The sequence below is a fragment of the Pseudomonadota bacterium genome (genome assembly GCA_026388255.1).
Taxonomy (GTDB): Bacteria; Desulfobacterota; Syntrophorhabdia; order Syntrophorhabdales; family Syntrophorhabdaceae; genus JAPLKB01.
Genome location: JAPLKC010000035.1, coordinates 18630 through 41852, shown reverse-complemented (window position 1 = coordinate 41852; position 23223 = coordinate 18630). Strand labels below are relative to the sequence as shown.

The window sequence follows — 23223 nt, the reverse complement described above, 5'->3', positions numbered from 1 at the left end:
ATATCCAAATATACCCGCAAAATGCCGGGCGTTACCCTTCAAGGACATCAACAAACTCAAAACGCTCACCATCAAATAACCCCATGTCGCTCAACTTTAATTTTGGTATGACAAGGAGCGCCATGAAGGAAAGGGTCATAAAAGGCGCATCTAAGTGTGAGCCGAGTTGCTTGGAAATCCGGTCAATCCTTGAGTACTGCCTTGCCACACTGAAACCATCCTCATCAGACATGAGACCTGCTATGGGAAGTGGGAGTACTTCCCGAATATTATCGTATGAAACCGCCAGCCCTCCTTTACACTCAACAACAAGATTTATTGCGTTACATATGTCTTCATCTGTGACACCAACGGCAACTATGTTGTGTGAATCATGGGACACAGACGATGCAATGGCGCCTATCTTCAGACCGAAGTTCTTCACCAGACCGATTGCCGGCGGGAGATTCTTATAACGATTAACAACGGCTATTTTCAGGATGTCCCTTTCGATATCCGGGACAACATTTCCGTTTTTCTGTTTCAATATTGCCTGGACGCTGCCGGTTATTACCTGATGATTTATTGCCTCTATTATACGTATTTTATTTCCCCTTGCCTTCATTGCAAATTCGTCTGAACTGTGTATCCCTGTCTCAAAATTATTAATACGGTTCACTGCTACATGTGGCAGCAGCGGTTTTCCGTTTTCGGCAACAATGCGCCCCTTTATGTATGTTTTAAGCACATTAAAACTACTCAGACTATCTACCTCGATAAAATCGGCATCATCCCCAATCCTCAACAAGCCTACATCGAGACCATAATGAAGGACAGGGTTCACACAGGCACATTTCAGTATAATCATTCTATCAATTCCCATGATAACTGCCCTTTTCACAAGCTCGTTTATATGACCCGCCACAAGGTCATCGGGGTGCTTATCGTCGCTGCAAAGCATGCATTGTTCGGGATATTTTGTAATCAGATGATTTAAGGTATCAAAATTTTTCGCAGCAGATCCTTCCCTCAAAAGAAGTTTCATGCCCAGGGACAGTTTTTCTTCCCCCTCGTCATACTGGAAGGTCTCATGGTCGGTAGATATGCCTGCACCGATATAATGCTTAAGCGGTTCACCTCTAAGACCGGGGGCATGACCATCGATGGGTTTCCCGTATTTTTTTGCAGCCCCGATCTTTGCCATTATATCCGAATCTCCCCCTATAACACCCGGAAAGTTCATCATCTCGCTTAAATACTTAATTTCGTTGTTCTCAAGTAAAGTTTCTATCTCATATTGCCCGAGCGAGGCGCCGGCTGTTTCAAAAACCGTTGCAGGCACACAAGGTGATGCACCAAAGTAGAACTTAAAGGGAACGGACTTTCCGTTCTCAATCATGAACCTTACACCATTCATACCAAGCACGTTTGCAATCTCATGGGGATCAGATACGGTAGCCACCGTACCATGCATTACTGCCAACCTGGCAAATTCAGAGGGTACCAGCATGGAACTTTCTATGTGGACATGGGCATCTACAAAGCCTGGAAGGATAAAGGTATCATAGCTCCCATTGTTCCTCGTAATGGCCGCTATTCTCCCGTTTTGAATATCAATCATACCGGGATAGATTGTCGAGTTTAATACATCTACGATATTGGCAGAAACTTTCATAAACCAAACGGTAAGTGGATAAGAAGATAGGAAGCAGAAACCAATAGATTAATGCAAAACCACATATCTTATCAATTCTTCAAATATATAGCGGCAAGCATAGAGTGTTTTATTATTTTACACCTTTGATAATATTCGTCTCGCTATAGGCACGCATATATGCGTTGATATTCTTCTGTGCAATCACCCCAAAGCGCTCTCGCACCGGTTCCTCCAGCGCTTCTATGCTAACAACGTCCGATGCCTTCACCAAAGCTCCTATCATGGTGGTATTTGTGATTGGTATACCAAGTTCCTCTTTCGCTATCTTTGAGGCATCAACATGGGCTATGTTGCGTCCCGGGAACAGTTCCTTCAATTCATCGGCAGACTTATTGGAATTAATAATTATAAAACCATGTTCTTTTAAGCCGACTGTTGGATTTGCAGTGTTCAGCAATGTGGGATCCAGTATAATAACATTATCCGGGTAATATATCTTTGATCTGAGTCTGATAGGTGTATTTGAAACCCGTAAAAAAGCCTGAACAGGAGCGCCTCTCCTTTCCGGACCAAAACTTGGGAATGCCTGTGCATAGTAATTCAGTTTTATTGCAGCCTGGGCAACAATTTCTGCAGACGTCACTGCACCTTGACCGCCTCTTCCATGAAATCTTATCTCTATCATCTATCCTCCCCTTTTGATGTAAAAATATTTTTTATTCTCCATTCTGTGCCTTTTGGTGAATCTTGTAAAAAGATCCCCTGCCCGGAAAGCGTTTCGCGGATCTCATCCGCTCTCTTATAATTCTTATTTTTTCTCGCTTCCACCCTTTCTTTCATAAAACCTTCAAGAGAAGGCATATCTAATCCAACACGCGTCAGGTGGCGGACTTTCTCCTGTGAATCGAATACATCGAAATCACTCTTCAAAAATCCAAGAACATCGGCAAGCGAAGTAAAAACATTCCTGGTGTAGACAATGAACGGCGATGCGCTTTCATCGTTCTGGTCAATAAGCTTATTCAGCGTCTTTGACAACTCAAGCATACAGGACAGTGCAAGGGCTGTGTTGAAATCATCGTCCATTGCCTCATAAAACCTCTTTTCAATCTCTGCAGTCTCAACAAATTTTTTTGGTACGGCTCCTGTAGACCTTTCTATTTTTAATGCCCTTTCAAGGGTATAGTAGAGCCGGTAGAGGGTATTGTTGTTATCTTCTATTGATTTTTCGTTGTAATCTATCGGGCTTCTGTAGTGTGTCGAAAGAAAAAAAAGTCTTAGCGCCTCAGGGTGGTATTCTTTTATAAAATCCTTTATCAAAAGAAAGTTGCCCAGCGATTTAGACATCTTTTCTTTCTGAATGTTGACAAAACCGTTATGTATCCAATAGTTTACGAACTTACCACCCGTCGCAGCCTCTGTTTGAGCTCTTTCGTTTTCGTGATGGGGGAATATCAGGTCTTTCCCCCCGCCATGAATATCAAAGGGGTTGTCAAGATACTTTGTGCTCATAACTGAGCATTCCAAATGCCAACCCGGCCGGCCTTTCCCAAAAGGAGTATCCCATGAGGGTTCGCCTTCTTTTGACGCTTTCCATAGGGCAAAGTCAAGTGGATTTCTTTTTCTCTCATCCACTTCAACTCGCGCACCAGCCACCATTTCCTCAAGTGTCCTTTTTGAAAGGGCACCATAGCTCTTGAAACTCTCAACGGAAAAATAGATATCGCCGTTTGTGTTATAGGCATAGCCTTTTTTCAGAAGTGTTTCCACAAGAACAACCATTTCGTCGATATGGTCGGTTGCTTTTGGTTCATGGGTGGGTCGTAAAATGTTCAACGCATCCATATCCTCGTAAAAAGATGTTATGTATTTTGTACCGACCTCTTTCCAGGAAATTCCTTCGATGTTTGCCTTTTTAATGATTTTATCGTCTATATCGGTAAAGTTTTTTACAAAGGTAACTTCATAGCCTTTTGTCTTTAGATATCTATAAATCACATCAAAAACAATGGCGCTCCGTGCATGTCCAATATGACAATGGTCATAAACAGTGACGCCGCATACATACAGTTTGACCTTGCCAACATGCACAGGTATAAATTCCTCTTTTTTCCCTGTAAATGTATTGTAAACTCTTATCGTCATGGCGTATTTTTAACATAACCGTCGGCGCGTTGTCAAAAGTATCTTCGCTGGAGCGCTTTGATAATATCCCTTTCTACAATTTCTGCAGCTACCTTGCCTATGTGTTTAACTCATGGGTTACAAAAACCTGGATCGACATTTAATCCCCCTTCCCCCTTATCCTATTGCGGCACTTAAAACATCTGCAATCTGTTTGCAATATTTTTCGGTCAACTCATCGCTGGGTCCTTCGATCATCACACGGCAAACGTTCTGTGTACCTGAATAGCGTACCAGTACCCGGCCGCTTTCACCGAGTTCTTTCTCAACCTGCCTGATTACCTGAACTACCTGTGGTAAAGAAATAATTTCGGGCATGCTTGTTACCGGTACGTTGATGACCTTTTGTGGAAATACATCCATTAATTTGGCAAGCTCGGACAAAGATTTTCCTGTTTTTACCATGACGGCGATTAGTTGCATGGCTGTAAGAATGCCGTCGCCGGTCGTGTGATGATCGAGAAAGATCATGTGACCCGATTCTTCGCCGCCGATAATACTTCCTAAACGCAACATGTCTTCCAGGACATACCGGTCCCCGACCTTTGAAGCATGTTGCTTGAAGCCGTATTTCTTGCAGGCCATGGTAAGCCCGAGATTGCTCATAATAGTGCTGACAAGCAGGTCATTTTTCAACTTGCCCTCATCTTTTAATACTTTGGCGCAGATAATGAGGATTTGATCACCAGTGATTTCATTGCCCTTTTCGTCAACGGCAATGAGGCGGTCCCCATCGCCGTCAAAGGCAAGTCCTATGGCTGCACCTGTTTCTATAACGCGTTTTTTAAGATCACTTGTGTATTGAGATCCGCAATTGTCGTTGATATTAAGGCCGTTTGGTTTGTTATGGATTACCTCAATATCGGCACCCAGTTCAAAAAATGCATCAGGGGCAACCTTGTAAGCGGCACCGTTGGCGGCATCTATTATAATCTTCATATCTTCCATAGATAATTCACGGGGAAAGGTATTTTTCAGAAAAACAATATATCTCCCGTGTACATCATCCAAGCGGTATGCACGCCCCATTTCTGCTGCCGGAGGTACCATGTCGGGAAGTTTACCTTCGAGCATCAGTGCTTCTATAGTGTCTTCCTGCTCGTCGGACAATTTAAAGCCATTACCTGAAAAAATTTTGATTCCGTTATCCTGATATGGATTGTGGGAGGCAGAGATAACAACCCCTGCGTCGGCGCGCATGCTCTGAGTGATGAAGGCAATGCCCGGCGTAGGCAAAACCCCGACAAGGAAAGGTATCCCTCCCATGGAGGTAATGCCTGCCTCAAGGGAACTTTCCAGCATATAGCCGGAAATCCTCGTGTCTTTTCCTATAATCAACCTGGGTTTGTGATGAGATTTTCTCAACAGATGTGTGATTGCTTGTCCCACTGAAAATGCAATGGCGGAATTCATCGGATGACGGTTGGCCTCGCCCCTTATTCCGTCTGTACCGAATAATTGACCCATTTGTTGCCTCCTTTTTAAAAAGCTATTTATTAAACAGGTTTAGTGACGGCATGGAGCTGCTTGCCTCGCTGCAAAGACTGTCAATGATTGCCTCAAGCCATTTTACGCCCGCCCTTGATGCGTCGACAGGCAAACTTTTTATAAAATCAATATAATTTTTGTCATCGTTTTGTTTTTGTAAATTCGTTGCGGCAAGAAAACTGTCACGCAGTTCCCCATGCAGGTTGCTTGCAAGGTTGCCGGTAAAAATTTCCCGGATATTGTCAACAGCGGCGTGAAATTCTTTTTTACCGGTTTCGGATTGTTTTTTATCGGGGTATTTTTCAATAGAGACTTTTGCTTTGTCTGCCATATCCGCAAGGCGTTTAATGCGTTCCTTTTTTGCCGACGGCAGTTTGTCCATTGCTCCCGCATAGATAAGCTCGCCGAATTCCTGTTCTTTAAAAAAGGGCTGGCGAATATGCATATACCATTGTTCAAGTGCAACCAGATTTGCCAGGTAGAGGATGTTGTTTCCCACCACACGGGAAATTGAGGGATAATTTTTTGGATTGTTGTCAATCATTGCACCGGACATGTTTTTGCCGAAAATCAATTTGTTTTCCTTGGTAATATCTTTTCGTAATACCGTGCCTGCGGCAATAATATTGCCGTAACCTATACGGAGCGGTCCCACCATGCCGCCCTGCCCTCCCAGAAAAATTGGGGGCTGGTTTAGCATTACACCTCTTGGAACATCACCGATAAGAGACGCCGTTGTTTTGTCTCCATCAGGGGTGAAATTAAAATGGATGTACGAACTGCCGACTTCGCTGTGGTCTTTCCGGCTTGTGCCGCCTGCCATCAGACAGTCACAAAAATTTATCAGGCTCCCAAGGGTGACAAAAGGGAAGAGGATGGTCTGCTTCAATCCCACACAGTGGGCACCGCCTGCCTCTTCTTCTAAAATACATCCTTCACGCACATGAGCGCCAAGACCCATGTTGGCCTTTTCGAGAAAAACAGCTTTATTGAAGTACCCGCCCTTGAGCTCAACATTTGGACCGATCTGGCAGTCATCAATTGTTACCGGACCTTCGTAGCCTATCTTTGCACCTGCCGAGATGACCGTCTTCTCGCCATAAATCCGACATCCGGGGTAGATCGTCACCCCGTTGCCTGAAATACGTTCAGGGTTGACCTCTTTGCCGATGTCGAGCGTTGCAGGATTGGGGATATCCACGCCTTTATTTACTAACTGGACGATCTTGTTATATGATCTGGCCTTGAGTTCCAAAGCTTCCTCCTGATAAAAACATTTAGTAAAAAATTGTATAAAGCGCTTGAGCGTTAATGGCTTGCCATAAGCATGAGCTTTCGAAAATTAACATTTTACGTAATCCAGGTCAACAATGTAAATAATACCGGACTTGCTGGACTTTTTAGCCTCATTATCAGGCAACCACTTGTAATCACATGAAAAACTAAATTCAATAAGTTTATCGGCTTCTTTTTGAAATAGATTCCTGGCTTTTCTCCATATTTTCAACATTTTAATGAAAGAAATAGAGACAATATGACCGAAAATGCAAGGACTGCAGCCAATATAAAGAAGCGGGTGTCAAGATTCTCAGAAATTATTTATTTATATTATTTTGATGTGTTTAAACGATACTTCCAGATAACCAAAGATAAACAACCTGTTGCGGGTTAATTTTAAACAAGAAAAAATATTTTTTTGTCAAATATAGTTATCGAGCAGCAGCGAGAGGGTCTTTTCAGTGCTACCCGGTTCTTTTGCTTCCATCTCGCGAATCTGCTTTTTTATTTTGAAGTATGTGAGTTCATCGTTTAAGTCGTTTAAGCATCTGTAAATACCGGCCCTTCTTCCGAACCTGAAAATAAGCTTTTGCTCCTCGGTAAGAGAAAGAAATTCATCAACAACAGATAGTATCTTTTCTTTGTCTTCCGGCAACTTGCCGTCGACTTCTTCGAGTAAGTTAAGAATATGGTCGCTTTTTAAATGGCTTGTAATTCCATTCAGGTTCTCTATCAACAGCCTCTCTTCTAAAACAATGTCCTCTTCGGTTGAGAGTGCAAAATCGCCTGTTTCAAGCTTTTCGTAAAGCAGCATATCCTTTAAGACTTTTAATGTCCTTAACCGTATAAAATCGGGGTCTATCCGGTTAAGGACTTCAGCAGTTTCAATTGCATGCTCTTTCCACCATTTCTTGCCGCCCATACCAAGAACAACATATTCGGAGAGCTCTATGCCTGATTCTTTTACCTTTTTCCCGCATTCAACATGGTCTTCCTTTATTGCCCCTTTCCTCATATACTTAAGGAGGGCGTTACTGCCTGATTCCAGACCTACGTGAAGCCTCGTAAGTCCGGCCTGTTTCATCTTTTTTAAATTGTCAACAGTCAGTCTTTTAGCGATAGTCCTCGAACGGGCATAGGATGTTACCCTGTCAACAGTTGGGAATTTTTCTTTCAAATATTTCAATGCATTAACAAAATCTTCGGGTTTCATGGCAAGGGAATTTGCATCCTGTATGAATACGTTTTTCCCTCCAAAATACAGCCAGACAGTGATGCTCCTGTAGCATTCATTGTAGGTGCTGCCGGAGAATATATATTCTGCCAGCGATTCGGTGATCCTACCCCCAAAACCCTTTTTTAATGATAGATTTACGATATCGTCATGTATGGCCTTAACAGTATCAATGTCTTTTTTTATCTCTTCCGGATCCCTTTTTTCGAACCTCCTCCTCTTGTATACGTGGCAAAAGGCACATTGGTTCCAGGGGCAATTCCGGGTAAACCTCAACAAAAGGCTGTACGCCTCATTCGGGGGCCTAATCGGACCTATTTCATAACGGAAGGCATTACTCATTCTTTTCTATATGGATAGGGAAGGCGGGTGTAGACATCTTCGACATAACTTTTTTCCTCTTCTTCCCTGATGCTGTTCTTTTCCTCTTTCTTCTCAATTCCACCTTTTTTGTATTAGATCCCATATGCTACCTCCTTTTAAATGCGATAAACATACCACATAACCCCTGTATTTTCAACGGAAAATGTGGTATATCAACTTCCAGTAAGGTATTCCGGCAAAGAGATCCGTGTAAACAAGTAATACAGAATTGTTATATGAACACTGCCGATAGATTTACATGTGCAAATCTGAAGTAATTTGCCTTGCGCTGTGAATAACCCTTTCCTAAACCCTGAGTGCAGTCTTTTTTTGCAGCCTCCGCTTGACTAAGACTAAACAGCCAAGGCCCAAGCTGAGCAGGAGTATGATTGACGGCTCAGGCAGTGCATGTGCCCCGCCACTGATAAATTCCTGGTTTACGGTATTGGTCGCCGTATAGACACGCACCGAGCTGAAATCAAATTGAGCCGGGTTTATGGAACTTGCAGCGCTAAGCCAATTTGCTGCACCGGGCGGGCTTGGCGTTGATGAATTGAAGACGCTCCATAATGCATACTGAATCGGTCCCACCTGAGAGGGGTTAAGTTCCATCTGACTAATAAGCCACCCTGCCTGCTGATATCTGGACAGGGCATTAGGTGTACCTCCAAATTTTGTTTGGGAAAGGTCGGACAAGGTACTTACTGCAACGGCAAAAGAACTTGGCACATATGTTGTTGTCGAGAAATCGTTGCAATAAAAGCTCATCGTGTGTCCGCCATTGATGTTTCCGCCTACTCCGCCGACATAGTATCCATTATAGGTGCTGGACGGGAGAGTCTGGAGATTTATAGTGTCGGCAAGTCCGGTACCGACGCCGAGTGCCCATATAAAACCTACTATCACCAAGATTAAAAATGTCTTTTTCATGTTCTGTCCTCCAAATTTTGAAAACAATACTTATAATGGAAATTGTTTTTTCCATTACACTAAACTTTAAAGCAATTTACGTGCCATGCTATTTACCTTAAAACACAAGCGGTTTTTTAACTGCTTCTACAATTTTCGTTAGAGTACCCACAAAGATTGTAGACATATTATTATATTATAGCACATTTTACCCATTTATGTATTATCGTCTGATAAAAAAATATCTTAACCGCTAACAACGTGCTGCTTTGCAAACGGTTTGTCCAATTTAACTTTTGTGATCCTTCTACCCTCTAAGCCTACTACGGTGAATCTGTGCACCCCATAATAAATTATCTCTCCACTCCTCGGGATATCCTGTAGCTGAATAAGGATAAATCCACCGAGGGTCTCATAATCAGAGGATTCCGGTAGATTAATATTTAACCTGTTATTCAGGTCTCTGATAGAATAGGAGGCATCGATAATGACAGTACCGTCCCTTAGTCTTTCTATTCTGTCGTCTACATCTGTTTCATCCATAATTTCACCGAATATCTCTTCCATAATATCTTCAAGCGTTACAATACCAACAGTGGTTCCGTATTCGTCTATCACAACAGCAAGGTGCTGACGTCTTTTCTGCATCTCCTTCAATAAAACGCTGACCTTCATCGTGTCAGGCACAAAATAAGGTTTTCTTACCAGTTTTTCCAGATTGAAAGGGGTCTGTTGACTCCACATCTGCTTAAAGATATCTTTTAAATAAGCAATGCCTACAATGTTATCAAGATTATTCCTGTAAACAGGGTAACGTGAAAACTCGTTTTCAACAATATATCCCATGACTGTATCCTTGCTTTTTTCAATATCGATACTGTAAATATTCGGTTTTGGAACCATAACATCTTTTACCGATTTATCGGCAAACTTAAAGACACCGTGAATCAGTTCCTCTTCTGTCCTGTCAAAGATGCCCTTTCTTCTGCCCTCCTCCAGCAATATTTTTATTTCACCCTCTCCGGCATGCTCTTCACGTTTTTTTAAATTAAGACTTTGCACCACAAGCATCGTGGAAAGCGACATAAAGTTCACAAAAACAAAGAGTACTCTGGAGGTGAGGCCAAATACGGGTGTAACCCACAGAGCGACACGTTTTTTATAATTGATACCGATATATTTCGGCACAAGCTCGCCGATAATAAGAAAAAGATATGTCAGCACTACCACAACGATTACAAGTGAAACTGTATCGCTTATCGCACGGATAAAAGGTATCCTCTCAAATAACGGCTTGAGATATTTTACCGAAAAGACACCTCCTATTGCCGAGGCAAGGGTGCCGAATAAAGTAATGCCGATCTGCACTGCAGAGAGGAAACTTTCAGGATTTTCCTTCATCTCGAGCAAGGCCTCTGCCCTCTTTTCATTTTTATCTTTAGCCATATCCTTTATCTCGCTCTTCCTCATAGAAACAATTGCCATTTCCCCTGCTGAAAAGATGCCATTGAGAATTAAAAGAATTATTACTGAGGTAATTTCTAAAAAGGGCATATTTATAATACTCCTTTAAAATAGTTTTAAATTCTAATCGATTATACCACAGTTAAAGAATAACAGACTCTTAAAAACGAAGCTTCTCGTCCTGCGGACAAGACTTCCTGGAATGTCTTAATCCCGCCGGATAAGGGACAAGGGATAACTTCGTTGACTTTTTTCCATTTTGCGTACAAAATAACAACATGATCGGTATATCCAAGTTGTACTGCGGAGCCGTTGAGGCCTCAGACCCTCTCAGGTACGGCAGGGATTCAGCAAAACTGCCTTCACATCTCTTGCAGTTCTCGCAAGATAAAAAACCAGTTGTTGTATGGAATATGACAAAACGGTGCAATCTGAGATGTGTGCACTGTTATGCCTTTGCTGAAGGCGAGGAATATAAGGGAAAGGAACTTTCGACGCAAGAGGGTATGGAAATGATTGATGACCTTGCCTCTTTTGGTGTGCCCGTGATCCTTTTTTCGGGCGGCGAACCCCTGCTGAGGGATGATCTACCCCGCCTTATCGATTACGCGGTAAAGAAAGGGATGCGGGCAGTTATTTCAACAAATGGCACCCTTATCACACAGGAAAAAGCACGGGTTTTTTCAGAGTTTTCGCTCTCCTATGTAGGAGTAAGTATCGATGGCATTGCAGAAAAAAACGATGCCTTCAGGGGTGTTGAGGGGGCGTTTGGGCGGGCAATAACCGGGATCAGGAACGCAAAAAAGGCAGGGATAAAGGTGGGCTTGCGGTTTACGATAAACAAAAGAAATTACGAAGAGATTCCAAGGGTCTTCGACCTTATCGAGGAAGAGGGCATAGAGAGGGTCTGCTTCTATCACCTTGTATATGCGGGAAGGGGTTCTATGTTAATCTCGGAAGACCTTCCGCACGTTGAGTCAAGAAAAGTTGTTGATTATATTATGGACCGTACTCAAGCCTTTTTTAACCAGGGTAAGCCAATTGAAGTGCTTACTGTTGATAACCATGCTGACGGTCCCTACACATATTTACGGCTTTTAAAAGAAGACAGAAAAAGGGCGGAAGAGGTGTATAAACTCCTTATGATGAATGAAGGGAATGCATCAGGTAAGGGCATTGCCTGTGTGGATGAGGAAGGGTATGTCCATGCAGACCAGTTCTGGAGGCATTACGCCTTTGGCAACGTGAGAAAAAAGCCCTTCAGCGAAATCTGGATGGATTCCTCAAACGAGCTTATGGCAAAGTTGAAGAATAAGAAGCAATTTGTAAAAGGCAGATGCACAAGATGCAGATGGCTCAATATATGTGCGGGAAATTTCAGGGTCAGGGCAGAGGCGGTTGCAGGTGATGTGTGGGCAGAAGACCCGCAGTGCTATCTGACGGAAGAAGAGATTTCCTTGTAAGATGATTTTTAACGTTGTAATAGTTATCAAAAAACTCAAGGGACGTTAGGGATATCCACCCTTACACTCCAAAAGATGTTCTAGAATTCTCACTCAATAAAGCACTGGGGGTCTTCGTCAAGAAAATCGTTCCTCCCCTGGGAAAGAGCATAGGCATAGGCTATTGCCCTGCATCCCCGGCAGTTTGACCAACGCTTACAGGTCTTACATTTTCCCTTATAGGCATTTTTGTCTCTAAGAACATTCAGGACGCTCGAAGTTGCCCACACTTCCCTCAGCGAATCCTTTAATATGTTTCCGATAGAAATATCCAACCGCCTGCAAGGGGAAATCGTTCCATCGGGTAGCAAGGTTACTCCTGATACCCCTGCGGCACAGCCACCAACAGGAACGGCTTCAAAATCATCATCGATTGCTTCTACACCCAACTGTGATGCAACAGGGTCACCTGTTACAATTTGAAGCTCTTCGCATTTGAGGACCGTGGGCTTCCCGGATAGGTATGGATTCAAATCACTGTGCGCCTCTGGACCCCGGTTAAAAAGGGGGGCTTGCGGGATATGCTCTTGTTCAGAACTTGGGGCCTTGGTTGAAAATATCTGCTCATAGACTTCTCTGACCCTCTCTTTTGTGAGCATCCTTGTTAGCATTGAGAAGCCTCTTCCATAAGGCACGAGTCGAGAAAAGCCGAGGCGCTGGACTCCAAGATCGGTTGCTAAAGACACCATATCTGTAATAAAATCCGCATTTAGCTCAGAGAGCGTGACATTCAGGGTTACAGGAATCCCGGCATCAAGAAGGAATTCAACACCCCTAATAGCAGAGGAGAAGCTATGTTTCCCCCGGATCTTTTCATGGATTATTTCCGGCCCCTCAAGGCTCACCTGAACACCCCTGACAGAAAAATCTGCAAGCATTCGGGCTGTTTCCTTTTCCATCAATGTCCCGTTGGTGAGAACAGATATGTTGAAATGATATCTGGCAAGTTCCTGAAGAATTTTCGGAAGGTCTTTCCGCAGAAGGGGCTCACCACCTGTTATGTTGGAACTTGCAGAGAAAGGGATCTCATAGGTATCCGACCACTGTTGGATCGTATCCGAAATATGCCGCACTGTCGTTTTTATCTCCGTCAGCGACATATCTCTGATCGCTTTTCCTTCCTGATAACAATGGGTGCACTTGAGATTGCATTTTTCCGTGAGATGCCACTGCACAAAAAAATCGAATAATGGTTCGTTTTTAGTAGTTTGATTAAGTTTCATAAATAAAATAAAAAGACAGGCAGATAAGGCAATTCAACACCTTAGCTGCCTGTCAGGGATTAAGTTGCAGACCTGCAACTTTACGTCTTTCAGCCCTTTCATTTGTGGCATCTCTTAGTAATGCTCTTCCCTAAGCTTTTTTTGATGCCATTCCAGAATAATGCTTCTTTTTCAAGTACCTTTTTGTCATTACCCTTCTTCAATTCTTCTCACCTCCTTCCTCAGCTATACTGTTTTCCGGAATGCTGCAATATATGATATTAGCAGAATACAAAAAGCCTGTCAATGTTCGTCTACAACCTTGAGCGTCAAAACTTACCAATAGACAATGGTGTAAAATATTACAATTTTTAATTGCGGACAGCGGTAATTAGATAAGTCACGGCGGGTATAATTCTGGTCGGGGCGACTGGATTTGAACCAGCGACCTCTTGCTCCCAAGGCAAGCGCGCTAAACCATGCTGCGCCACGCCCCGAACGGTATAACATAACACATATACTGTTACTTTTCAACAGTAACTCAATGATATTAACTGCTTTTACTACAGCCTGACGCGCCTACGCTTTGTAAAGCAATCTATTTTCCCCATGCACGATATTTCTCGTATCAACTATGGGGATGTTGAAGGAAAAAAAGTCTATGTTTTTGTACATATCGTGAGGGGTAGCAATGAGCATCAAATCATAATTACCGGTAATTTCAACAGAGTGCCTGCCGGCGAACTCCGGATACTTGCGTATGGGTTTAATAACCGGTATGTAGGGGTCGTTATAACTTACAGCGGCACCCATTTCTTCAAGCTTTTCCATCAGGTGGTAAGAAGGAGATTCTCTGTCATCATCAACATTGGCTTTATATGCAAGCCCTAAAAGTAAAATTTTCGTTCCTTTAACGGGTTTTCCGGCATCGTTAAGCGCTTTTATCACTTTAGTAACAACAAAATCAGGCATGGCTGTATTAATTTCACCGGCAAGTTCCACAAAACGGGTGGAAAACCCATATTCTCTTGCTTTCCACGTAAGATAAAAAGGGTCTATAGGTATACAGTGACCTCCAAGCCCGGGTCCCGGGTAGAAGGCATGAAAACCGAATGGTTTTGTCTTAGCCGCTTCAATCGTCTCCCAAATGTCTATATCCATTCTGTCAAAAAGCATTTTAAGTTCGTTGACAAGGGCAATATTGACAGCCCTGTATGTATTTTCAATCAGTTTTGTTGCTTCGGCAGCCCTTGTAGATGAGACGGGTACGGTTTTTACGACTATAGAATTGTAGAGTGTCAAAGCAATTTCAAGACATTTAGGTGTGTATCCTCCAACAACTTTTGGTGTTGTTTTAAGGTTGAAATCTTTGTTGTTTGGATCCTCGCGTTCCGGTGAAAATGCAAGGTAAAAATCTTCACCTGCCTTCAATCCGGTCTTCTCGAGTATCCTTCTCATATCTTCATCGGTAGTCCCGGGATACGTTGTTGATTCAAGTACCACTAATTGTTCTGTATGGAGATTTTTTGCAATAGTCTCAGTAGTATTAAAGATATATGTCATGTCAGGTTCCCTGTTTTCATTAAGCGGGGTTGGAACACAGATGATAATGCAGTCAGCCTTTGCAAGGAGTGAAAAATCTGATGTAGGGGTAAATCTGGCTGACAGTTCCTGCCTGACAGATGACATATGAATATGTTTGATATAGCTCTTACCCTGCTTAAGTAGCTCTACCTTTTCAAGGTCCTTGTCAAAACCGGTAACCTTAAAGCCAGCCAAGCAGAATTCAATTACAAGGGGCAACCCCACATAACCAAGGCCAATTACACCTATCTGGGCAGATTTTCCATTTATTTTATCAATTAAATCCATACACATCTCCTTCGAAGAGTTTTTTCGGAAAGATTGTTCTTCAAAATTCAATAAGGCTTCGTTTTTGTAATCGTATATTCTGCAACCCCTTCAATCCTTCTATTCTGTTTTCTCCCTTCCGCAGTCTTGTTGGAAGCAATTGGTCTTGATAGCCCATAGCCCTTAGCGGTTAATCGTGATGGTTCAATGCCAAATTTTTGTATTAAATATTTTCGAACGCTATCAGCCCTTCTTTGAGAGAGTCTGAGGTTATATTTTGCTCCTCCAATAATACATGTGTGACCTTCTATCTGAACTTTCATGTCAGGGTATTTTTTCATGACTTCGGCAAATCTTTTAATTTCTTCATGGTATTTGAGTTTAATATTCCACTTGTCAAAATCAAAATGAATATCAAGGGTGATCCGTCCTTTTTCTAAGATGGTAACTTCCATTGGTTTCTTGGGTGGCGGCTCTTCAATAGGAGGGGGCGGCTTTGGAGCCGACATTGCCAGACGGAAGCCTACATTAGTGCTTCTTAAATACGGAAAACCGCTGTTGCGGTAACTTGTCCGTATAACCCATGGATCCTCAAACCAGGAACCGCCACGCATGACACGATATACCCCTGTTTTTGGACCTTCAGGATTGTTCTTTTTTATAGTTTTATAATAATCCGCATCGTACCAGTCATTAACCCACTCCCAGACATTGCCTGTCATGTCGTATAACCCCAACCCATTGGGTTTCATCTGCCCCACAGGTTGAGTTCTGTATCCTGAAGTATCTCGATACCACGCATATTTATCAAGTTCCAGTTCAAAGTGTGTCCCTGCCCATTTTTCCTTATTCCCACCACTCCTTGCAGCGTATTCCCACTCTGCTTCTGTTGGCAAACGATAGTCTTTTCCAGTTCTATTATTAATTTTTTCTAAGAATTCCTGTATATCATCCCAGCTTACATTTTCAACGGGAAACTTACTGAGATCAATAAAACCACAAACATTCTCAGGACAACCTACACAGAACCTAAGGCCACAGAAAATTTGGTGCACATCTTTTTGAAAATAGGATGGGTTCTTCCCGATGATTGTTGCCCACTGTATTTGAGTAACTTCATACTTACCCAAATAAAAATCATCAATGCATACTTCTTTATTAGGCCTTTCATCATCTCTGCCTTTATCAAAAGTATCTCCAATAATATAACATCCACCTTTTACACGGATTAACTCCATGCCAGTAAGCTGATCTATGTATGTCTCCCCTTGAACAGCAGGAACAACCGTCAATAGAAGAATGGTGAATAAACATATAGAAACAATCTGATAAGAAGTTAAATAAGGTTTAGATACTCCCATTACTCATACGCTCCTTTCCACATTTATTTTGCCTAAACCGGAACATACTACAATTGAAAAAAGAATTCAATCTTCAAGTTTTTTTGTCAGAACATGTTCTGGACATGCTTCTGTATATCTCTTTATTTCCCACAATACTTTATTATTTCATTTACTTGTCTGACATTCTGAAAATCCAGAGAATTGGAAGGAACAAAACCAATACTGGGATATAAAAGAATAAACCCATAGATGTGCTCGACAATTCCAGCGATAGAATCCTATCATCCATATACACCCCAAGCAACGCCAGCACAAGGATATTGACACAATTACTCAACAGAACAACGGGGAGGATGGAAAAGGTTAGAACAAGTTTTTTCCAACCTGTTGCCAGAAAAATATGGCTTACCAAAAAGGCCAGGATAAACAGCGCGAAAATCAACGGGATTCGGCTGGCACAATACGCGATATCCAAATTGAGGTTATCCTGGAGGTAGAAAACCGATCCATTGTTGATAAACGGTAAGTTAATGGCCTTAAAAACCAGACTCGTGATATTGCTGAGGATTGACTGTATTATCGTTGCCACTTTGTTTTGCACCAGAGTTGGAATTGGAATCAAAAAAACAAGAAAAAGAAGGGGTATTAACGCTGCCCGAAAAGCTTTTAATCCATAAAGAATAATACATGAACCTGACCAGAAAACAGCATCCGATAACATTATAATTGACGTGTAATCGTTTATGTTGAGGTGTCTACCATATTTGTTCCCTATTAGTAAAATACCTATTCCTGCAGTAGCTATAGGAACACCTATCTTCACATCGTAGGAAAATTGGCGAAAAATTGCTTCCTTTTTCTCGTAAAACAAATACCCACATACTATGGGAACAAAAATTATATGTATATAAGAGTCTATCGTCATATAGGTTCCCAACAATGTTCTGTAGGGTGTGTAGATAATGGTAATTGAAATTAGAAGCAACGTAAGAAACAGGATGTGCCTGTTGTCTATACTTGCTATGAAATGCATTGATTTTTGACTTATGCCAGATGCCTGCCAATTTCTGGTTCCTGTCCTCTCTTTAATAATGCCTTGCTGAAAAATCCTCCGGACATGTAAAAAGAAATAGATTATCGCTCCAAAAGATGCCCCTACAACATTCCCAAAAACATCATTCATTGTTGAATCCCTGACAGGAATAAATGCCTGGAAAAACTCAATCAGAAGACTGACGCTTAGACCAACTAAAAATGAGACTAAAAGATGAATTTTAAAGGCCATTTTTTTAGAATAAAGATAAATAGAAATCAAAAGACCGATTGGCATAAAACTCAAAATATTGATAACTATATCCAATAAATTGTATCTCAAATTGACCCTGTCGGTCGGGAAAATATTAAAGAAAGGTCTTTTATATGGAATATAATAGCGAGGTACAGTCAGGTTAGCCGGGGGGCCCTTTCCCTCGTCCAAAATCTTCGAGTTCTTGATTTCTCGAAAAGAATAATGGATTAACGGAAGTTTCTCAGGCTGCTTTACCGGAGGTTCCAGAACCTCTGCAGCGGAAAGTGCTCGATCATATATGCTTAATGAATAAATATTGCCCCCCCAACAAAATTTTCCGTCGGCATCTGATCCAAGGACAAGGGGGTATGAATGGTTCCATTTAAAAACCTTCATAGGATCTAAACTAATCGCTTTTTTTCTTTCTCCATCCCGATATACATTAAATTCATTATTCTTAAAGACAACGGCAAGCCGATTTTCAGTGCCTTTCTTAAAAAACTCCAAGACCTCAAAATGAATAGTGTTTTCGTTGCTATCCGTCTTAATTCTGCAAATTAAGCGATCTTTCCACTGAGCCAGCATAAAGTTCATGGATGAATAATTAATAGAATAACTCAAAATTCTTGCGTAGCCGCTCTCACCGGAAAAATTCGAAGACAGGCGTAAAAGAAAGGTAAATTCCCGCAGTTGAGATAGTTTTTCCGGTGGCGCTTCGGTGTAAAGAGTGGCTGGGGGCGTAAGGTGAAGCCCCTTAAGGCTGTCAACGGTCACCCTGTTTTCCGGAAAAAAGGTGAACGGCCACAAGCCTGTGAAAATCAACAAAAGTATATAACTATAAAGACAAATTAACGTCATTATGTTTCGAGATGACCTTTTAGTTGTTACGGGACTTCAGTCCGTTTTTTACGTGTACTGTTTTTTTGGGGCGGTATTATTTTTCTGAAACCCGATTCTTTCATGTGAACTCCGTCGAAAAAATCATTGTTCTGCAAGTTATTTTTTTCAGGATCATATGAACCTAAAATTCTGAAATTATTTTTGCTGCAAAGATTTTTCAAATACACTTCCGCGCCCTGCATAATGTTATATTTCGGATTATTGATTAAAAGATTGTACGCAACCGGGTGAAAGGGTATTAGAAGTATTATCACTTCACTGTCATTGTCCGCTATATAGTTCAAAAAATCTTCGAAAAGTTTTATATTCGATAATTTATCAAAGTTTTCCATCAGATGAACCGGCCCCCTTGCATAAGCCTTTGCTTTCATAATCCCTTCATCATCGCTCTGAAGTCTTATGCTAACAGGATATACCAGGGATCCGTCAGGTCTTCTGATGTCGTCATTAATATTTTCATTTTCTGTAATATAAAACATGCTTTTTCTTTTCAGAGAAATTATATTTTTTACGGTATATTGCCAATTTATCAACAATTTGTATTTGTTTTTAGCGGATGACAGGTCGATATCATCTTTGATTTTTTTTCCGTACATGCCCCGCAATACATACTCATGAAAAGGTTTTAAGGACTTCCATGCATCTATCTCGTTGTTAACGTTAAATAGCCATGGATCCGCTGCCAGGACAACTGTTTTTGGGATATACTTCTTTTTGCTCATATATAAACCAATAATCGCTATGAAATCATCCAGTGTTCCTCTTGGCACAGAATGATTTAAGAAAACATAATCATGATTTTTTCCTGCCATTATATTCTTTTCGAGTTGTAAGCTCCGCGATGAACCAAGCACAATTTCACTAACTCTATTTTTATTGGTATCAACAATAAGCTCCTGAAATTTTCGATCATCAATATCGCCAAGTCCCGCAATCATATTCCCGGCCAACAAGCTTTTAGCTGCTTTTCTCAGACCTTTTTCAGGATTGAATATACCCATTGTGTCAAGGAAATAGTTTAGTATTACCGTTATCATGACAATGATTAATGATAATAATAAAAATCTTCTAAGCCAACCTGCAAATGTAAACTCTCTATTTAACTTCATTCTAAAACCTGAAATAAAGAAACTCCGAATAGTTGCTTAAATGTAACATTGATACACAAAATAAAATAACCGCAAAGACAAGCGACAACAAGTTACTTTTAAAGTCTCGTGCCAATTCGTTAGAATTTCTGAAAAAAACTGAGGCCGCGAAAAAGGCTATAATAGCGAACAATGCCTTCCGGTCGCCCTCGATATTTATCAAAAGAGGTTGGAATTCTACGCCATAAATGCGCAAAAATAACAGCTTGTCCCCAAGCCATGCCGGTACCGCCACTCCGTTCATGCCAAGCATTCCATCTATCACTTTGAGAGCATCATGAAAATTTCTTGCTCTGAAAAAAACCCATGCAATATTTATAAAATTAAAAGTAATGCACCAGGCTATTATTTTCGGCAGATTGATGTTAAGTTTCCTCCACATTCTGAATACAACAATTCCTGCGCCATGAAAAAAACCCCAGAAGAGAAACATCCAGCCGGCACCATGCCAGAGGCCGCACAACAGAAAAGTAATCATAATGTTAATTATTATTCTCACATCCGACACACGGCTACCGCCCAGCGGCACATAAATATATTCTCTCAAAAACCTGCTGAGCGTAATATGCCAGCGCCTCCAAAAATCCTGAATATTAAGAGATTTGTAGGGACTGTTAAAATTTATCGGAAGCTCGATATTAAACATGAGGGCGCTTCCCAATGCCATATCGGTATATCCCGAAAAATCGAAATATAACTGAAGTGTATAAGATAAGCTTGTTATCCAGGCTTCTATTAACTTTAATTTGTCGGCTATATCAAATCCGGTGTTTGCCCATTCGGAAAGTGTATCACCGATCACAGCTTTTTTAAACAGGCCAATGGAAAATAAAAAAATTCCTATAGAAAGGTTTTTATAATTAAGATTCTTTTTTTCAGATACTTCGAACTGAGGTAAAACCTCTTGCTGATAAACTATGGGACCCGAAACCAAATAAGGAAAGAATGTCACAAAAAGAGAATAGTCCAATAAACCGAATTTCGAAACCCTGCCTCTGTATGAATCAATAAGGTATATAATCTGAGTAAAAGTAAAAAAACTTATTCCGATCGGCAGCGCTATATTGATCAGCTTTAGTATGCTATCATTACCTGCGAACTGATTTATTAACAGATTCGTATATTTATAAAATGCCAGTAAGACAAGGTTTAACAATATTGCCAGGGCTAAGATTACTTTCTTGTTGAAGCAAACATAGTTCTTGCGCATTAATAATTTCATACTGAAAAGATAATTTATCAACACGCTTCCTACTAACAATATGACATAATAAAAATTGAACCAACCATAAAAAAAGAGAGAAGCACAGACCAGCCAAAACTTAGCGGCAACCAGCATATTCCTTTTGTTGAGATAAAGAAATATGATTAAACACAGTGGAAGAAAAAGAAAAATATATTGGTATGAATTGAAAAGCATTTATTTGAGTCTCATGTTTATGAGTTTAGTGGACGTTATTTTTCAGTTTTTTGTTCACGCTTCACAAGATAACCGAGAACAAACAAAAAAAGTAAAAGGGCGGGAAGATAGAAAAAAATACCGCCTGCCTCGTGCAGAAATCCTGAAACAACAAACTTCCGGTCCACATATATTCCTAACAGGCTGAGAACAAAAATTCTAATACCATTTTTGACAACTGTTATTGGAAATACAGCAGCAAGGAGCACGGTCTTGTTCCACTTCTTCCTCAAATATATATGATTTACTATTACGCTTATTATCAACAACGCTATCGAGGAACGGATTCCGCTGCACTCAACCGCTATTCGTATATATAAATTATTGGGCAAAACAAAAATAAATCCATCTTTGGTGAACGGAATCTGGGCAATTTTAAAAAGAATACAGGTTACCCAACTTGAAGTAGTTTGCAAAACATAAAGAATCTTATCCATAATTACGCTCGGGATCGGTACCATAAAGAGGAGAAAGAAAAACGGAAAAAATGCCTTCCTGAAAGAATGTGTACCATAAAAAAATATGAAAGCGCCAATCCAGAGAACAATACCGGAAAAAGTTACCAGTGCTGCATAATCATTCTGGTTAAGATAAACAAAAACCGTTTGCCCCAAAATATAGATAGAAATACTGAAAGCTATTACAATACTCCCAACAAAAAAAGAATACCGAGGTGCACCAAATAATTCATTTCTGCTCTTGTAAAGAAAAAATCCGCTTATAAGGGGAATGATGATAATATGGGAATAATATTCGCTGTCCCAGTAGAAACGTAAAAGCTCTCTCAACGGTTCATAAAACATCCACAATGTCGCAAGGGTAAAGATAATGAGTCCTATATACCTGTGATATTCCAGTTTTTTGGCCATATGTTTTACGCCCCTGGCCAGGACTGTTTTTTCATCTTCCTTGAATGTCAAATGAAGGATGCAAAAAGCAAAGGAACCGGACAATACCCCGATAGTGTTGCATATAAGATCATTCAAGCTGGAAGAACGTCCCGGCAGGTATGTTTGTAATATCTCGATTGTAAAACTAACAATAAAACCTCCCAGAGTCGGCAGCAATATTGATAGAATCAACGGTAATTTTTTTCGTACAATATATGATGCCAATAAAAATCCCAGAGGAATAAACCCGATGATATTAACCAATATGTCGAGCAAATGATATTTATAGCTGCGCCATGTCGTGCCATAGGGCTTATAGAATTTCTCCAGGGTGCTTCTTTTGTATGGCGTGAAATGTTCCGGAACTGACAAATTAGAAGGTTTCCCTATTCCCTGGTCGGCAATCAAACGATTTTGGTTTCCGGTAAAAGAATAATAAATTAAAGGACGTACTTCCAAGGGGTGCAAATATAAATCCATTACTTCTTCAGGCATAAATGAGCGTGCATAAATGGCAATCCGGTTAATACTTCCACCCCAGCAAAATTTCCCATTGCTTTCGCTTCCAACAGAAAGTGGATAGGTTTTATCCCAATTTGCAAAATCTATTTGTCCGGTTTCAATCGTTTTTCTTAATTCACCATCTTTATAAAAAGCTATTTTATTGCCCTTGCAACTTATTAGAATCCACTTTCTTGCATTATTGTTGAAGATGTTAAGAACTTCAAAATGGAGTCCCCTGGGAGCATCAGCAGTTTTCAATTCAAAAATTAAACGATCTTCCCATTGAGCCACCCTAAAATTCATATTTTCAGGATCCAGCGAGTAACTGATAATTCTTGCATACCCGCTTTCCTGGGTAAAATCTGTTTTCAACTCTACTAAAACTGAAAGTTCATTTATATTGACCAACTTTTCAGGTGGAGCCAGTGTATAAACCGTACTCGGCGGGGCAAGCATAAGTCCGTCAATCTGATTCAACAACGCATTGTTGGATTGTCGGAAATTAAACGGAAATAAACCGATGACTAACAAAATAAAACAATAGAAGATTGTATAACCTAATCCCATATGCCTATATCCT

General features: G+C 40.9%; 17 protein-coding genes and 1 tRNA gene. 1 reads left to right on the top strand and 17 read right to left on the bottom strand.

All coding sequences use genetic code 11. The features are described from left to right. Positions 1-31: 31 nt before the first annotated feature. The 9 genes from ade to NT178_03710 all read right to left on the bottom strand — a co-directional run bounded on the left by ade (position 32) and on the right by NT178_03710 (position 10646). Positions 32-1654, bottom strand: a complete 1623-nt coding sequence (ade, locus tag NT178_03750; protein ID MCX5811641.1) for an adenine deaminase — start codon at positions 1652-1654, stop codon at positions 32-34. A 112-nt stretch (positions 1655-1766) separates the two neighbouring features. Further along, positions 1767-2321, bottom strand: coding sequence for a 2-oxoacid:acceptor oxidoreductase family protein (locus tag NT178_03745; GenBank protein MCX5811640.1), 555 nt, complete (start codon positions 2319-2321; stop codon positions 1767-1769). After that, positions 2318-3781 (bottom strand): cysteine--tRNA ligase, encoded by a 1464-nt coding sequence (gene cysS / locus NT178_03740; GenBank protein ID MCX5811639.1) that lies wholly within the window; start codon positions 3779-3781, stop codon positions 2318-2320. Before cysS ends, NT178_03745 begins: the two co-directional genes overlap by 4 nt. A gap of 156 nt (positions 3782-3937) precedes the next feature. Then, on the bottom strand, positions 3938-5287 hold the full coding sequence (gene glmM / locus NT178_03735; protein ID MCX5811638.1) for a phosphoglucosamine mutase: 1350 nt from the start codon (positions 5285-5287) through the stop codon (positions 3938-3940). Positions 5288-5309: 22 nt separating this feature from the next. Next, positions 5310-6563 (bottom strand): UDP-N-acetylglucosamine pyrophosphorylase, encoded by a 1254-nt coding sequence (locus NT178_03730; protein ID MCX5811637.1) that lies wholly within the window; start codon positions 6561-6563, stop codon positions 5310-5312. A gap of 444 nt (positions 6564-7007) precedes the next feature. Continuing rightward, entirely contained in the window at positions 7008-8162 is a 1155-nt protein-coding gene (locus NT178_03725; protein ID MCX5811636.1) for a radical SAM protein, read from the bottom strand. Then, positions 8155-8286, bottom strand: coding sequence for a hypothetical protein (locus tag NT178_03720; protein MCX5811635.1), 132 nt, complete (start codon positions 8284-8286; stop codon positions 8155-8157). The genes NT178_03725 and NT178_03720 overlap by 8 nt, the downstream gene beginning before the upstream one ends. Before the next feature lie 203 nt (positions 8287-8489). Continuing rightward, complete coding sequence (locus NT178_03715; GenBank protein ID MCX5811634.1) at positions 8490-9113, bottom strand: PEP-CTERM sorting domain-containing protein; 624 nt, start codon at positions 9111-9113, stop codon at positions 8490-8492. 225 nt (positions 9114-9338) lie between these two features. Continuing rightward, positions 9339-10646 carry a hemolysin family protein gene (locus NT178_03710; protein ID MCX5811633.1) on the bottom strand — a complete coding sequence of 436 codons (1308 nt, stop codon included), beginning with the start codon at positions 10644-10646 and terminating at the stop codon, positions 9339-9341. A gap of 188 nt (positions 10647-10834) precedes the next feature. Between NT178_03710 and ahbC the strand changes: the two genes are divergently transcribed. After that, entirely contained in the window at positions 10835-12019 is a 1185-nt protein-coding gene (gene ahbC, locus NT178_03705; protein MCX5811632.1) for a 12,18-didecarboxysiroheme deacetylase, read from the top strand. Between the two features lie 89 nt (positions 12020-12108). On the opposite strand, the gene NT178_03700 is transcribed toward ahbC, so the two are convergent. From NT178_03700 to xrt, 8 genes are all read right to left on the bottom strand, one after another. Next, a complete protein-coding gene (locus NT178_03700; GenBank protein MCX5811631.1) occupies positions 12109-13281 on the bottom strand; it encodes a radical SAM protein in 1173 nt (390 codons plus the stop codon). A 397-nt stretch (positions 13282-13678) separates the two neighbouring features. Next, positions 13679-13757 (bottom strand) — tRNA-Pro (locus NT178_03695). An 82-nt stretch (positions 13758-13839) separates the two neighbouring features. Beyond that, complete coding sequence (locus NT178_03690; GenBank protein ID MCX5811630.1) at positions 13840-15138, bottom strand: nucleotide sugar dehydrogenase; 1299 nt, start codon at positions 15136-15138, stop codon at positions 13840-13842. Between the two features lie 41 nt (positions 15139-15179). Then, the gene (locus NT178_03685; protein ID MCX5811629.1) at positions 15180-16472 is read right to left on the bottom strand and encodes an SUMF1/EgtB/PvdO family nonheme iron enzyme; all 1293 of its coding nucleotides are present in this window, start codon (positions 16470-16472) and stop codon (positions 15180-15182) included. 151 nt (positions 16473-16623) lie between these two features. Next, entirely contained in the window at positions 16624-18567 is a 1944-nt protein-coding gene (locus NT178_03680; protein ID MCX5811628.1) for a VanZ family protein, read from the bottom strand. Positions 18568-18626: 59 nt separating this feature from the next. Beyond that, positions 18627-19679: a DUF1574 family protein gene (locus tag NT178_03675; GenBank protein MCX5811627.1), complete on the bottom strand. Its 1053-nt coding sequence runs from the start codon at positions 19677-19679 to the stop codon at positions 18627-18629. 73 nt (positions 19680-19752) lie between these two features. Then, positions 19753-21210, bottom strand: coding sequence for an MBOAT family protein (locus NT178_03670; protein MCX5811626.1), 1458 nt, complete (start codon positions 21208-21210; stop codon positions 19753-19755). A gap of 35 nt (positions 21211-21245) precedes the next feature. Further along, positions 21246-23210 (bottom strand): exosortase, encoded by a 1965-nt coding sequence (gene xrt, locus NT178_03665; protein ID MCX5811625.1) that lies wholly within the window; start codon positions 23208-23210, stop codon positions 21246-21248. Positions 23211-23223: the final 13 nt, after the last annotated feature.